We start from the raw sequence: 13,382 nt of genomic DNA, 5'->3' as shown, positions 1-13,382 counted from the left end.
ACGGTCGGTCAACTCAATTCAACAGCTACACACCGGAATCCTGTGTCGTCATCGACCATCGCTACATGTGCGTCATTGAACGCTGCTGGATGGACGCGGTCGAAATGACTGGTGAATGCGCTGCCCTTGAGTTCGCGTCGGGTCTCGGTTGTCGGGGTGTCCATCCATTCCCACGTGTTGCCGCACATATCGAAAACACCGTAGGGCGAAACCCCGGACTTGTAGGTGTCGACCGAGGTCGTCCGGCCTGGGCCCGAACCTCTCACGTTGCATTTCGCCGGCGTCGGAGCGACACCCCACGGGTACGGATTGCCCCGTGTCCCGCGAGCCGCTTTCTCCCATTGGCTTGCAGTCGGCAGAGCTTTGCCCGCCCACCTCGAATACGCTTGTGCGTCTTCCCAACTCACCCACACCACCGGATGATCAGCCATCTCACGCGCAGGTAGTTCGGCGCCCCAGTGCTGTGGTGCCGGGTAGTCGGTCGCGGTGACGAACAGGGCGTAGTCCCGGTTGGTTGTCGGGAAGACGTCGATCCAGTAGCCGTCGAGCCATTGGGGTTCGGACTGGTATCCGGACAGATAGATTCCCTCGGCGATCCAGACCATCACCTTGCCGTCACCGGGGTGCTGGCGATGAGAGCCGGACTCGGGCACGTCGGGATCGCGGGTATCGGCCAAGACGTCGACAGATACAAGTTCTTTGAATCGGGCGCGGGATTCGGGATCCAGTCGTGCGAACGAGGTGTCGAGGGCGGCCTGGTTGACGGGACGGGGAATGATGCCTTTGGCGCCTGCCTCCCATTTGGATATCAGGCGCTCACCGACTCCGAGGTGCGCGGCGAAGTCTTTGAGGGACATCCTGCGAGCCGCCCGAAGGGCGCGGACCTCCGCGCCGCTCCACTGTTTGACCGCGACAACACTTCCCAAGATCGCCCCCTCGACATGGCCCGAATTGTGGTCCCACCGTATCGAATTGCGATGTTAGACGCGTTCGAGCGGGATGGATTCGTATTCTGTGCGCAGAGTATCGACGATGTCGTGCTGGATCTGCCATACGGTGTCATCGACTGTGGTCACTGCGCGCACACCGACCGCGGCGTTGGTGGCGATCGCGCCGATGTAGTCGGGCAGCTCGGCGAGACTGATCGGGCGAGTCAGGACTTCTTCATCGCGGGCTTGGCTGAGCAACCGCATCGTCGTTCCCGGCAGAACGTCGGCTTGCGGCCATACGAGACGGCCCTCGGAGTCGATAAGGCCGATGTTGGAGGTAGCGATCTCGGTGATCAGCCCGTTGGCGGTGGTGAGCAGCACATCGTCGAATCCGGCCACCTGCGCGGCCCGCCGATGGTGCAGAGCCCCGAAAAGCCCTACATGCTTGACCCGGGGCAACTCGCGGGCGTAGGCCGCCGACTGCAATCGCAGTGGTTTCGCGAGCCCTGTCGGCGCCGCTCTGGCCGTGATGAGGATCGACGGTGCGGCAGGTCGCGCCGGATGTCCCATCTCCAGGTCCGGATCGAACACCGTGACCCGCACGACGACGTCTTCGTCGTGGCCGGCCAAGGCTTTCGCGATCAGTTCGCGGACCTGGTTCTCGTCGAGGTCGGCGTCGAAAACGGTTCGACAGTCGCGGACGAGTCGCTGCAGGTGCAGCGAGAGTCCTCGTACCTCTCGGTGGTGTGCCACGAACGAGGTGAAGTGCCCGTAGTTGGTCAGCGCCAGCGTCTTGAGCTGATCGGCAGTGACCGGCAATCCGTTGAGGTACATACCGCCAGTCTGGCATCCACACGGTGGCGTCGATAGCCAACGGCAGTGTAAAGGCGGTCTAAGGCGTCGCGACGTGGTTCCGTGCGAGGGCGATTGTCGCGACGCTGGGACCATGCGAAAAAGCCTCGCCGACAGCGGCTCCGCCAGCTCCGAGACCGGCTCGCCCAGCAACGATTGTGCGGGTGCGGCCACCGGCTGCACCGGACCAGGTCCCGGCGCTTCGCCGATCTGCTGGCTGATCTGCGGTGTCGGGTCGATGCACGAATCGAGCGAGTCACGCTCTACCGACCGAATCGGCGTGGACGGGATGGAAACGCCCACAATGCGCCCACACAACACCCACACAACGCCGTTCCTTGTTGTCGGACGGTCCAGGAAGGTGGGTGTCGGTATCCCCGGAGCCCAGGAACACGACCTAGTCGGCAACGCTACGGCGCAACTCCTTTCGCACCGGGGGCCATCGATGACCGCTCACTGGAACGGAGCCGAGATGTCCTCCCGTGCGTTCACGTCGGCGACCTTCCCGACGGCGTTGTCTTGTCGATCGGTGCTGCGATGACCAAGTCCGTGACGGCTCCGCTCGTTCTTTGCGACCCGGCCGATTCCGTCGTCGACGCACTCGATGTCGTTCTCGGTGGTCCGGTGAGCGGCGAGGCTCGGTGTGAGTACTACCGCACGGTGTGTCACCTGCCCGCCGACCTCGACCCCGCGAATGGCCAGATCACCCTGCGAGCCGGACGCGTGCAAGCGGTCATGATGCCCTCGGCGCTCGGTGAACGGGTCCGGGTCGAGCTCGGTCGCCTCGATAGCGGCGGCGGGCCGATCGTGTCTCATCCCCGAACCGATTCCTGGACTTTCTTGACCTCCCACAGCAGCGAACTCGACCTGTTCACCGACGGCCGACGTCTCTGGCTCGCCAGAGTCGTCGTGCTGACCGATGGCCCGGTCATCGGACTGCCGTCGCCGAGCGCGGCCAATCCCGATGCCCACCGCGAATGGGTGCTCCCCCCGCACAGTCCGCTGCGGCCGAGCACCGCGGTGGTCCTCGATGCTGCTCGGGCCTGTGTGAAAGCCGGTGAGCGCCGATGACCACCTCGACGACCACGAAGCCGATCCGGCTGACCGACAAGATAGTTCGCCACGCCAGCACCTACCGGCGACTGTGTGGGTTCGATGCCTTCGCACAGGAGAGCAGCGGGCGGATCATCTTGCGGACCGGCGCCATCGAGTTGCCCCCGGCACTGTGTCAACGCGTCATCGCCGCGATGCTGTGGCCGGGCCCGACCATCGTCAGCGCCGGCGACCCGCATCCCACAGCCACGATCCTGACCGGACCGATTCCACTGCAGCTACGGCACGCCTCGACGCACGCAGCGCTATCGGCAGCCGGAGCTCAGTTGGTGGCTGACGGGGACGAGGTGCTGCTCCCGTCGCCGCGGGATCCGGCCCGGCGTTGGCTGCCGTATGAACCGCTGGATCCGTATCGGCCCTCGGCCCAGGTCGTGGTCACCACGATCCTGGCGTGCCGCTAGGTCCGCGGAGACTGTGATGCCGCTGTCACGATCACCTCGCCCTGAGGAGCCTGACACTCACCTGCGAGTGATCAGCAACGGGCTGGTGGCCGACTTCAGCGGCTGCGTCACCGCCGTACAGAACTTCCTGCGCGCCTGCCGCATCCATCCCCGTCCCTCCATCACTGCCTACGAAATCAGCGATGGAATCCTGCCGAAACTTCGAATGCCTTGTGAGGGCCTGTGGCTACACCCATGATCGAAACTCCCGCCGACCGCGCCAACGCCTATCGGCGCCTGGGCTGGCACGTCGTGCTCGACGGCCACGACCAGATCATCCTGCCCGCCGACCAGCTCCACGGGATCCAGGTCAGCGCCGCGCTGGCGGCAGTGGTTCTCGACCAGCTCCGTCAGCGCGGGGTCGTCACGCCGATTGTGGACAACGTCGCGACCGGCACCCGTACCTTTCTGACCACCGCACCCAAGCCCGACGACACTCGAACGGTCACCTTGTTCCCCCGAGAGTCGAAGGTGCAGGCGATTCGCACGGTGCCCGGGTGTCCGATCCCGCTGCCGACTCCCGACGATGACACCCGGGTATGGCTCGACGAACCCCGCCCCAGCCGTCTGGCGGAGTTCGAACTGCTGGTCAGGATCACTCTCGGAGCCGCTCGCGCCGCCCGGAAAGCGGCATAGCCGACCCAACACCCGCTGAACCGGCCAACCGATTCAGCTCGAGGGCACCGCCCGGCTGCCCGACCACGACAGAAGGACGACATCGTATGACCTATGTGAGCTGGTATGGCCAGACCCGGACTGGGCTGGCGCAGTTGCAGCGCAGCCTGATCGACATCGAGGCCGGCGTTGCCCGCCAGCGCATATGGAATCCGGAGCTGGTCATCGGCCTCGTCCAGACCGAGGACTACGCGCGTGCGGTCCTCTCGGCCTGTATCGAGGTCCAGGGTGTGCCCAACGATGTCGAAGACACCGTCACCGCGCGCATGCAACGTCAACTGATCCTCGACCGCGATCCCCACACCTTCGAGTTCCTCATCGGTGAGTGGGCACTGCACCGCACCGTCGGCTCCGCCGAGGTGATGATCGCGCAGATCAAAGCCTTGATCGACGACCTCGATTCCCGACCCAACCTTCGCATCGGGATCGTTCCGCTCAACACCGAATTTCGATCCCCCACCGGAGGATTCGTCATCCATGACAGTGCGGCGGTCGAGATCGAGACCGTCACCGGCGAAGTCATCACCGCCAGCCCCGACGATGTCGCGCTCGCCGAACGAACCTTCGCCCTGCTACAGGACCAGGCCGTCTACGGCGACGACGCACGCGTCGTGCTCACCCGAGCCCTGGCCACCCACACCGACCACTGACCCACCCCGTGTTCGGTCGGCCCCATCCCCGGCCGACCGAACACCGTTGATCCATCAGCCCGCACCCGCCGTGGGAGTGGGCTATTTCTGCTAGGAGCTGCCATGACTTCCACTGTGTTCGAACAGGATTCACCGCTGCCCACGGGCACCGCGATCCTCGGCTCGATCCTGGGCTGGAGCACCGATGCGGAGCGCAGCGACCCGATCCTGGCTGCCGCCGCCGAACTGGTCAAGCTCTCCCGCGCCCAGACGCTGGTGGCAGAGTCGCTCGGGGCCGCGCGCGTCGAGCAGATGCGCCGCATCGACACCGCGGTCTCCGAGGCGCTACCGGTGCCGTCCTCGGCGACGCCGCCGCACACCGAAACCGTCGCGATGGCCGTGGCTCGGATGGCCGACTACGCCGCCCGTCTCGACCGACGCCACACCCCGACCAGCCTGATCACGACGTGGGGGCCACTATTCGAACTGGCCCGCGCCCTCGACGGCCTCCTCACCGACCTCACCACCGGCCGCCGACGGGTCCCGCTGAGTATCTGGTGGGCCGGGTTCGGCGCAGCGGTCCCGGCACCGGAGCACCCATGACGCCCCTCCGCGTGGCCATGGCGCTGGCCGGCAGCGTGGCCTTGACCGTCGCCGCCGCGCCCGTCGACGCAGCACCAACCACGAACCCCGTCCCGGCCCCGGCGGCGTCGACGACCCTGTCGATCACGACCTGTCCCGCGCTGTACGCGTTCGGAGTCCAGGGCACCGGGGAGTCCTCACCCGATGCCGCGCCGACTACCGATACCGGGATGCTGTCGCTGATGTTTCGGCCGATGATGGCCGACGCACCCGGCCGAGGTCTGGTCGACCGCGCCTACGTGCCCTACCCGGCAGGTTTCGGTGGCGCCGTCGGGGCCTCGGTCACCCCGTACACCGAATCGGTCGCCACCGGCGTCCTCCGGCTGGAATCGATGATCCGTCAGGTCAATTCGGCGTGCCCGCAGACCAGGATCGCGGTCGTCGGCTACTCCCAAGGCGCACACGTCGCCTCGATCACCGCCCAAGACATCGGCGCCGGAACCGGAGTCGTCGCCCCGGAGCTGATCGCTGCAGTTGTGTTGATGGCCGACCCGACCCGTAGCCCGGGCGCGAGCCTGTTCCCCGGCACCGATGCCACCACACCGGCTCCGGTGCCGGGGACCACCGGCACCCACTTGTCGAAGCTTCCCGCCGCGCCGATCCGGTCGGTGGCATCCGGTGGCGGCATCGGACCGACCCGCGACATCTCCGAGGACTATGGGGCACTGACCGGGCGGGTCGCGAACCTTTGCGTCCCAGGCGATCTGGCCTGCGACACGCCTGCAGGTTCGGCGATCCTGCGTGCCGCGGCCGGGGTCGCGTCGCAGTCGGTGCTGTCGACCGGTGACCCGATCGCCTCGTTGATCTCGATCGGCCAAGCCCTGGCCTACACCTCGATCAAAGCCGCGACCACCACGATCGACGAAGACACCTCGGGGACCTCGCCGGCCGATGTGGCGATGTCGCCGACCAAGTCGATCTCCCAACGCCTGGCCGATGCCTCCGATCCCCGGACCCCGCTGGATATGAACGCCGCGCTGGCTGCGGCGATGCGGGTGGGAACGATCGGGCTCACCGCGGTCAAGCTCGTCGCCGCGTCGATCCTGAACCCGGCCACCCTCACCCAGCTCGCCACGGTCGCGTTGACCAATCCTGGGGCCGCGGTCGCGTTGCTGGGTGAGAAGTTCACGACCACGGTCAACGACTTGATTCCGCCGACGACCGGTGACCGGCTCGTCACGGCCGCGTTCGATGTCGTGCGGCGTGAGGTCTCCGACAACCAGGCGTTGCTCGACCTCACCACGTGGGTGCGGCTGTGGGAAACCGGGATGCGTCACGACGCCTACTCCCACACCATCGGTGACGGCCCCTCCCCCGCGGCGTGGGCCGGTGCGTGGCTGGCCGCCGCCGCCCACGACGCCGCCATCTCACCACCGGCCACCGTCGGTCGCACCACCGAATCGGCGCGGACACCAGCGAGCACGCTGGTGTCGGTGTCCTCGACCACGTCCACGATCCGCAGCGTGGACCTGCCCGCTCCCACCACCTCACCGAGCCCCTCGCCGGTCGAGGTGGTGGGAGCACCCCAACTCGTTGCCCCGCCCTCCCTACCAGCCGACCAGTCTCGCGGTCCGGCATCGACAGTCACTGCAGCGGGGCCCAGCCAACCCGGCATCTCAGCGCCGACGCGACAACACCGCCGTCAACGCTCGTGCGCCAGCCCGGAATCACCACCGACACCGGACATTGACCCACCCCACCGGCTTCTCCGAAAGGATTTCGATGCATCCCGTCCTGCAGACCGGCTACGATCTGGCGGCGCAGTTGTCCAATCCGACACCACAGGCACCACCTATGTCGGACAAGATCGTGCAGCTGGTGCGGTACTTCACCTGGTTCATCCTGCTCTCCGGTGTCATCGCCATCACCTACGCCGGCGGGAAGTTCGCGTGGGAGAAGTGGACCGGCGGCGGCCTGGAATCACCGAAGATGATCGCCGGAGCCATGATCGGCGGCGCGGTCGCCACCAGCGCCGGAACCATCATGAACGCCATGATCGGCAACTGACACCATGACCCGCCCACCCCAACCGGCCCGAATCCTGCGGAACCTTCCCACCTCCCGGATCCCCAACGGGATCGCGCACTGCACCGTGGCCGGGTTGGCGTTCTCGCCTGCCGCAACCGCCCTGGCCTATCTCAGCTTCCCCGCCACCGACCGCACCGTGCCCCCCGATGCCCGAATGCGCACCGTGGTCCTGTCCTGGGAACTGTTCATCCATCACGGTTTCCGTGACAGCATCCACCCCCAGTTCGTGGCCGCCTTGAACCAGGTTCGGCGACGCGCCCGCACGCTGGCGGCGTTCGACCTGCTCCCGCAACTCCGCCGCTACGAGCAGACTCGGGCAGTTGCGGCGTTGACCACCCGCTGGGGACGCCGCCACAGCAGCCGACCGACAACACTGGCCTTAGTCGATCTGAGCACCGATGCTGCCGGAGCTCGCGCGGAACTCATCGGACTGCTCGCCCACCACGGCCTGCGGCCCCGCCAACTGGGAGGTATCGGCGGCGACCGGTCCGTACTGGTCGAGGCCATTGCCGCCGCCGCGATCGGTGCCCGCCATCTTCACCTCGTTGACTGGTCGGTCTTGGACATCGACGCATTGCTGGACCCAACCGACCCGAGCAGACACGCACTGACCCAACCGATTCGACGGCCACCGCCGCGACCGGCCTTACCAAAGGTTGCGCGACCTTCGTCACTGTGACAACCCGACCGAACCCAATTCTCCGAACCAGATTCTCCAAGGGGGCCATCATGTCGCTCGATTTCGATCCGTCCACCGCGCAACACTTCGTCGCGGTGACACAAACCGTCGCCAGTGACCTCGCCGCCGCCACCCACGCCACAACAGCCGCAGCAGCGGTCGTTCCCGGGCTCGGGCTGATCGGCGCCAACTTCCGCACCCAGCTGATCGCCGCGATGACCGACCACGCCACCCACCTGAACGGTTGCGTGAGCGCGATCGAAACCCAGGCCGGGCACGTCGAGGTCTGCCGCACCACCCTGACCGGGCACGACCAGCACCTCGCCGACACCCTCACCACCGTCGACCAGGAGGCATGATGGTCACCCGCACCACACCCTCCACCACCACGGCGGCGCCGGATCCGGACGCGATCATCGCCTACCTGTCCAAACCGATCACCGAACTGCGGGCAGCGTTCGACGGCACCGGTGACTCGACCGACGCGGTCGCGCTGCTCAACACCGCGATCACCCAACTCGACGCAACCGAAGCCCCCTACCTGGTCACCGCGTCAGATCTCGAGTCGACCTGGACCTCGGCAGCGGCCGACACCGCGATCCCGGCGATCCGCGGCACGCGCGCCCAGATCGTCGACAGCAGTGCCGATTCCGGTGATTTCGCGACACTGATCGACGCCGCGGTCCGCACCAACACCACCGCCGCGGCCGCGTTGGATGCCGAGCTCGACGACTTCGCCAGACAGGCCCGTCAGATCCTGAAAGTCTCCCCCAATGACAAGGGCGTCACCCAGGTGATCGACCTAGCCCGCGAGATGTATGGCAACGCTCTCTCGACCGTGCAAGGGGCTCAGGCTGACTACGACACCTACAGCGGCAAGCTCGGCGAGAAGTCCTACACGACACCGAAATCGAGCCTCAGCACCGGCGGCGGCCCCTCCACCGGTGACCCCTCACCGCCCACAGACGACACCACACCCTCCGATGCCACCACCTGGACCGACACCTCGACCTCGACCGACCCGGTCATCGCGATGCAGGAAGCCCTCGGCATCGCCGGGATCGAAGCCGCCACCACGATCGGCACCCAGTTGATCACCTCCGGCTCCGAAATCCTGACCACCCTGATCACCGAAGGCGCCGGGGTCGCCACCCACGCCATCGACACCCTCGGCACCGAGGCCGGGGACACGATCACCGCCGCCCTCAGCGGCAACACCGCCAACGGTGACGGCGCGAACACCGCACCATCAGCAACCAGCGCCAACAGCACGAACCCCACCACCGCGCCGACCGGAACACCGGTCATCAACTTCGGCTCCGACAAACCGGCCGGAACTGCAACGGGCAACGGGACCGGGACGAATACGGGCGGTTCACCTGCCGCCACGCCGAAACCCGACACCGCGGGTGGCCCGGGCAGTGTCGAGCCGAAACCAGCCGCCCCGGCCGGGTCCGGCGCCACTTCCCAACCGGGGGTCGTACCGAACGCCGCGGGCGTACCCACGACCGCGGTCCTCCCACCGGCGGGCGCCCAGGCCGCCGCCGGGGCAGATGGGGAGCACAAGCCACGCGCCCAAGCGGGCATAACGGCCCCGGCCTCGACCGGCGGTGACCCGGGAGCCGTTGTCGTTCCGGTGATCGGGGCGGTGCCGACATGACCGACAGCCCGCTGGATCTGCGCCGCTACACTCCACCAGCCCCCAACGACGACAACCGGTACGACGACGACGAGGACCGCCAACATCCCGACGACCGCTGGGACTCCGACGACGATGACGGTTGGGTCGGCGATTGGTCGGACTGGAGCCAGCCCAGCGACCGCCATCGCGACGACGATCAGGACAAACCGGCAGCGCCGCGGGGGTTCCGGCAGGTCGGCCGAAACACTGCGCCCCCGCGCCCCGACCGCGGCCCGGGCAGGGTCATCGCCGGGCTCGCCCTCGCCTTCGGGGTTGTCCTGCTCGTCCTGGTCGTGGTCCTGGACGCACTGCCCGACGGCGAGGAGTCGTCCGTGGACGCATCCCGGGCACTGCTGCCTGCGCCGTTGACCATGCCAGCGGTCGCGTCGACGACCGCACCCGCCCACGTTATCGCCGACTGCCCACACAAACGCACGACCGCGTTGGCCTCGGGCGCCGACGCCGGTGACACGACCAGCGCGGTGAGCGCCATCTTCGCGTTGCAGCACGCCTACTACGTCGACCGATCCGGGGCCAAGGCCCGCGAGTTCGTCACCGCCGATGCGAAAGTTCCCCCAGCGGAGGAGATTCAGGCCGGGATCGACACCGTGCCGGTCGGGACCCGCTACTGCGTATCGATCGTGCCGACCTCCCCAGCCCGCTGGCAAGTCCAAGTCCGCGAACAACGACCCTCCGCGGCACCGGAGTTGTTGGCGACCTTGATCATCCACACCGTCACCGAGCCCGACGGCACCAGCAAGATCACCGCCATCAGCGAGGGCCCGTAATGGCCGACGCCTCCCCACCGCCCATCGACAGCGGCTCCCGCCACACCGAGGTGCTCGATCTGAGCCGACCGAACGCGGCCAGGGTCTTCGGTGCACTCCTCGGTGGGAAGGACGCCTACAACACCGACCGGTACATCGCCGACCAACTGCTCGCCGACAACACTTTCCGGGTCGCTGTAGCCGAGGCCCGCTCGTTCATGTTGCGCGCCGTCGAGCACCTGGTCGGGGACCACGGCGTCACCCAGATCGTCGAGCTCGGGTGCGGCTACCCGAACGATCCCACCGTGCACGAGGTCGCCCGCAACCAGGCCCGGACGGCGCGCACCATCTACGTCGACCACGACCCTCTCGTGGCCGTTCATGCCCGCGCGCTGATGACCGGAGCCGACTCGGTGTTCGTTGACGCCGATCTGACCGGCACCCCTGACATGGTCGAACGGATTGCGGCGGTGATGAACCCGTCGTTGCCGACCGCGGTGTGTTTGTCCGGGACTGCCGAGTTCCTCCCCGATGCGCCCGCCGTCCTCGCATCGCTGACGAGCCTGCTACCGGCAGGGACCTGGCTGGTGTTCACCCACACCGCCGCCGATCTACTGGTGCGCGACATCGACGCCGCGGTAGCGACATTGGCCTCGGCCGGTATCGGCTACCGTCCGCGCGACCGCGACGAGATCGAGCGAATGCTGACACCACTGCAACTTCTCGAGCCTGGGTTGGTCACCGCGGATCTGTGGCGACCCGACCCCGGGGCCGTGGGGCTCAAGGACGGTTCGGAGGTGTGGCCGAAGCCGGTGGTGTGCTGCTATGCCGCGGTGGGGCAGCTACGCTGCCGATGAAATGGATACGATCGACCCGCGCGGGCTGGTCAACGAGGTAAGTGGCGAACTGTTTGCGCAGGAACAGGTTCTGCCGTCCCACGTGCACTGCGCGCCAAAGCGATCCGGACGGTGGCATTTGTCCGGCGTCGGCTGGCGTCGGCTTGCGGCTCGCGAGATCCGTCTCGGCCAGCCAATCCCTACGCCCCTGGGATCTCCGGCGGCCTGCCGGTGTGCCGAGAAGATGGCCCTCCTCGCCTCTTCCTCGATCGCTGCCTTCCGGCGGCACCCAGCCACGCGCCTCGAGACAGAAAGGACCCGTGGTGGTCACAGGTGCTACCGGTGACCACCACAGGTCAGACCAGGACAGGGCTGGAAAATCGCCGACCTGAGCGGCATGGTCACCGAGCCCGTCGTGTCGCGACGCATGGCCATGGGAGGGTGGCGCAGCCTGGCTTCGGCCCTGCGCTACGACCGCAACCGAGAACGACACTCGGTTCGAGTCGACCTGGGAATCTGATGACCCAATTAGTGCCGCGCTGAGCGTGTAATCGCGTCGCGAAGCTGACCAGCAACTCACGCGCGTCAAATTGACGCAGTGCCCTCAGCCTGGGTGGTTCGCGTGCTCATAGAGAAAGAAGAACCGGTAATGTCCTCGATCTCCGGCATCATCCACGCCGGAAGCATCGATGATGTCGTTGAATGCATCAATCACTTGCGGCTCGCCGGGTCGCTGATAACTGCCAGGTTCGGCGAATTTGGCAAGTTTCTGCCACTGGACAAGTTTCGATGCTGGCAGATATTCGTCATCGCCGATGCCGAATAGGTCGTCCAAAACTAGGCCTACAATTGCTCCGATACCGTCCCTGTACCAGGTCTGGTTATCGATAGCTTCGGCGGGAACTCCGGTCAGCCCGGCGAGGAGAGAAGCACTCGCCTCGGTGATCTTATTCGAGATCTCCTGTGAAATTTCCTCGACATCTCCAGAGTCGTTTTCGATGAGTGTCACACCCAAGGTGACATTCACCAGGGGGCCCTCGTAGAGGAGCTCGTTTGTTTTGGCGATACGTGCGCCCGGCTCGCCCATTTCCAGGGTTTCGTTTCCGCCGGGGAAGATGACGACATTCGCCTTCGCCGCTCGGCCCGGTGCATGACAGAAGACCGTGCCATAGATCTCATCTTCGCCCTCCTGGCGAATGGCACACTCAAGACCCACCCACCAGATACGGACCCAATCACCCGGAACGATTTCGGGGTCGACATCGAGGATTCTGATTCCGCCCGATCGAAAGTCTGCCTGAAATCCGCCGTCGATGGCGTACGGGCTGATCGAAGGCCCTACCGGCAGGCCGACTGTGGACAATGGGCCACCTGCTGCCAGCCAGTGGTTCTCAATGGCTTGTCTGGCCAGCTCGGGCCGGAAGTCGGGAAGTCGGTAGAACGCTTCGTGGACCTGCTGGTCGGTGCCGACATAAGCGAGGTGCTGGGTGTTGTCGTTGGGGGTATACCAGCTGGTCGGGCTGGTGCCGGGCGCGATCTGGATGTCGGCGGCGCTGGGCACGTTGTGGTGCCACTGATTGTCGTCCCCGGTCAACCGGAAGAACGCTTCGTGTACGTGCTGGTCGGTGCCGATGTAGGCGAGGTGCTGCACGTTGTCACCTGGGGTGTACCAGCTGGTCGGGCTGGTGCCGGGCGCGATCTGGATGTCGGCGGCGCTGGGCACGTTGTGATGCCAGAAGTTGTCGCCGTCGAAGCGGAAGAACGCTTCGTGCACCTGCTGGTCGGTGCCGACATAGGCGAGATGCTGCACGACGTCCTTCGGGGTGAACCAGCTGGTCGGACTCGTCCCGGGTGCCACCCCAATATCGGCGATACTGGGCACGTTGTGATGCCACTGATTGTCGTCCCCGGACAACCGGAAGAACGCTTCGTGCACCTGCTGGTCGGTGCCGACGTAAGCGAGGTGCTGCGTGTTGTCGTTGGGGGTATACCAGCTGGTCGGGCTGGTCCCTGGCACGATCTGGATGTCGGCGGCGCTGGGCACGTTGTGATGCCAGAAGTTGTCGCCGTCGAAGCGGAAGAACGCTTCGTGCACCTGCTGGTCGGTGCCG

Annotated in this window: 15 protein-coding genes and 1 pseudogene; 13 read left to right on the top strand and 3 right to left on the bottom strand. The window is 66.4% G+C overall.

Features of this window, described 5'->3' with window-relative positions; translation table 11 throughout:
* Positions 1 to 8: 8 nt before the first annotated feature.
* Both ACFWF2_RS13840 and ACFWF2_RS13835 read right to left on the bottom strand, forming a co-directional pair.
* On the bottom strand, positions 9 to 857 hold the full coding sequence (locus ACFWF2_RS13840; protein WP_379307814.1) for an SUMF1/EgtB/PvdO family nonheme iron enzyme: 849 nt from the start codon (positions 855 to 857) through the stop codon (positions 9 to 11).
* A gap of 123 nt (positions 858 to 980) precedes the next feature.
* Positions 981 to 2,084 (bottom strand): aminotransferase class IV family protein, encoded by a 1,104-nt coding sequence (locus ACFWF2_RS13835; RefSeq protein ID WP_379307813.1) that lies wholly within the window; start codon positions 2,082 to 2,084, stop codon positions 981 to 983.
* A gap of 234 nt (positions 2,085 to 2,318) precedes the next feature.
* On the opposite strand from ACFWF2_RS13835, the gene ACFWF2_RS13830 reads away from it, so the two are divergent.
* From ACFWF2_RS13830 to ACFWF2_RS13770, 13 genes and pseudogenes are all read left to right on the top strand, one after another.
* Positions 2,319 to 2,852: a DNA-directed RNA polymerase subunit beta gene (locus tag ACFWF2_RS13830; protein WP_379307812.1), complete on the top strand. Its 534-nt coding sequence runs from the start codon at positions 2,319 to 2,321 to the stop codon at positions 2,850 to 2,852.
* Positions 2,849 to 3,295, top strand: coding sequence for a hypothetical protein (locus ACFWF2_RS13825; RefSeq protein WP_379307811.1), 447 nt, complete (start codon positions 2,849 to 2,851; stop codon positions 3,293 to 3,295). Before ACFWF2_RS13830 ends, ACFWF2_RS13825 begins: the two co-directional genes overlap by 4 nt.
* Before the next feature lie 67 nt (positions 3,296 to 3,362).
* Entirely contained in the window at positions 3,363 to 3,533 is a 171-nt protein-coding gene (locus ACFWF2_RS13820) for a hypothetical protein (protein WP_379307810.1), read from the top strand.
* Positions 3,530 to 3,970 carry a hypothetical protein gene (locus ACFWF2_RS13815; RefSeq protein ID WP_379307809.1) on the top strand — a complete coding sequence of 147 codons (441 nt, stop codon included), beginning with the start codon at positions 3,530 to 3,532 and terminating at the stop codon, positions 3,968 to 3,970. Before ACFWF2_RS13820 ends, ACFWF2_RS13815 begins: the two co-directional genes overlap by 4 nt.
* Positions 3,971 to 4,056: 86 nt before the next feature.
* On the top strand, positions 4,057 to 4,659 hold the full coding sequence (locus ACFWF2_RS13810) for a DUF5753 domain-containing protein (protein ID WP_379307808.1): 603 nt from the start codon (positions 4,057 to 4,059) through the stop codon (positions 4,657 to 4,659).
* A 102-nt stretch (positions 4,660 to 4,761) separates the two neighbouring features.
* Positions 4,762 to 5,241, top strand: a complete 480-nt coding sequence (locus ACFWF2_RS13805; RefSeq protein ID WP_379307807.1) for a hypothetical protein — start codon at positions 4,762 to 4,764, stop codon at positions 5,239 to 5,241.
* Positions 5,238 to 5,942 (top strand): annotated as a pseudogene (locus ACFWF2_RS13800) (cutinase family protein); the annotation flags it as partial. The gene ACFWF2_RS13805 and the pseudogene ACFWF2_RS13800, both read left to right, overlap by 4 nt.
* Before the next feature lie 1,060 nt (positions 5,943 to 7,002).
* Entirely contained in the window at positions 7,003 to 7,287 is a 285-nt protein-coding gene (locus ACFWF2_RS13795; RefSeq protein ID WP_379307848.1) for a hypothetical protein, read from the top strand.
* A gap of 4 nt (positions 7,288 to 7,291) precedes the next feature.
* Positions 7,292 to 7,987: a hypothetical protein gene (locus ACFWF2_RS13790; RefSeq protein WP_379307806.1), complete on the top strand. Its 696-nt coding sequence runs from the start codon at positions 7,292 to 7,294 to the stop codon at positions 7,985 to 7,987.
* A 50-nt stretch (positions 7,988 to 8,037) separates the two neighbouring features.
* On the top strand, positions 8,038 to 8,346 hold the full coding sequence (locus ACFWF2_RS13785; protein WP_379307805.1) for a hypothetical protein: 309 nt from the start codon (positions 8,038 to 8,040) through the stop codon (positions 8,344 to 8,346).
* Positions 8,346 to 9,647, top strand: a complete 1,302-nt coding sequence (locus ACFWF2_RS13780; RefSeq protein ID WP_379307804.1) for a hypothetical protein — start codon at positions 8,346 to 8,348, stop codon at positions 9,645 to 9,647. Before ACFWF2_RS13785 ends, ACFWF2_RS13780 begins: the two co-directional genes overlap by 1 nt.
* On the top strand, positions 9,644 to 10,456 hold the full coding sequence (locus ACFWF2_RS13775) for a hypothetical protein (RefSeq protein ID WP_379307803.1): 813 nt from the start codon (positions 9,644 to 9,646) through the stop codon (positions 10,454 to 10,456). The genes ACFWF2_RS13780 and ACFWF2_RS13775 overlap by 4 nt, the downstream gene beginning before the upstream one ends.
* Entirely contained in the window at positions 10,456 to 11,292 is an 837-nt protein-coding gene (locus ACFWF2_RS13770) for an SAM-dependent methyltransferase (protein WP_379307802.1), read from the top strand. Before ACFWF2_RS13775 ends, ACFWF2_RS13770 begins: the two co-directional genes overlap by 1 nt.
* Before the next feature lie 583 nt (positions 11,293 to 11,875).
* On the opposite strand, the gene ACFWF2_RS13765 is transcribed toward ACFWF2_RS13770, so the two are convergent.
* On the bottom strand, positions 11,876 to 13,382 hold a 1,507-nt coding region (locus ACFWF2_RS13765; protein WP_379307801.1), incomplete at its 5' end, for a hypothetical protein.

Origin of the sequence: Nocardia sp. NPDC060259, assembly GCF_042728775.1 — a bacterium.
GTDB lineage: Bacteria > Actinomycetota > Actinomycetes > Mycobacteriales > Mycobacteriaceae > Nocardia.
This window is presented reverse-complemented; position numbering and strand designations above follow the sequence as displayed.

Excerpts from the sequence above, each read along its gene's own strand:
- ACFWF2_RS13805 (WP_379307807.1), top strand. The coding sequence starts at position 4,762 with ATGACTTCCACTGTGTTCGAACAGGATTCACCGCTGCCCACGGGCACC.
- ACFWF2_RS13825 (WP_379307811.1), top strand. The coding sequence starts at position 2,849 with ATGACCACCTCGACGACCACGAAGCCGATCCGGCTGACCGACAAGATA.
- ACFWF2_RS13815 (WP_379307809.1), top strand. The coding sequence starts at position 3,530 with ATGATCGAAACTCCCGCCGACCGCGCCAACGCCTATCGGCGCCTGGGC.
- ACFWF2_RS13780 (WP_379307804.1), top strand. The coding sequence starts at position 8,346 with ATGGTCACCCGCACCACACCCTCCACCACCACGGCGGCGCCGGATCCG.
- ACFWF2_RS13775 (WP_379307803.1), top strand. The coding sequence starts at position 9,644 with ATGACCGACAGCCCGCTGGATCTGCGCCGCTACACTCCACCAGCCCCC.
- ACFWF2_RS13770 (WP_379307802.1), top strand. The coding sequence starts at position 10,456 with ATGGCCGACGCCTCCCCACCGCCCATCGACAGCGGCTCCCGCCACACC.
- ACFWF2_RS13830 (WP_379307812.1), top strand. The coding sequence starts at position 2,319 with ATGACCAAGTCCGTGACGGCTCCGCTCGTTCTTTGCGACCCGGCCGAT.
- ACFWF2_RS13795 (WP_379307848.1), top strand. The coding sequence starts at position 7,003 with ATGCATCCCGTCCTGCAGACCGGCTACGATCTGGCGGCGCAGTTGTCC.
- ACFWF2_RS13785 (WP_379307805.1), top strand. The coding sequence starts at position 8,038 with ATGTCGCTCGATTTCGATCCGTCCACCGCGCAACACTTCGTCGCGGTG.
- ACFWF2_RS13790 (WP_379307806.1), top strand. The coding sequence starts at position 7,292 with ATGACCCGCCCACCCCAACCGGCCCGAATCCTGCGGAACCTTCCCACC.
- ACFWF2_RS13810 (WP_379307808.1), top strand. The coding sequence starts at position 4,057 with ATGACCTATGTGAGCTGGTATGGCCAGACCCGGACTGGGCTGGCGCAG.
- ACFWF2_RS13840 (WP_379307814.1), bottom strand. The coding sequence starts at position 857 with ATGTCCCTCAAAGACTTCGCCGCGCACCTCGGAGTCGGTGAGCGCCTG.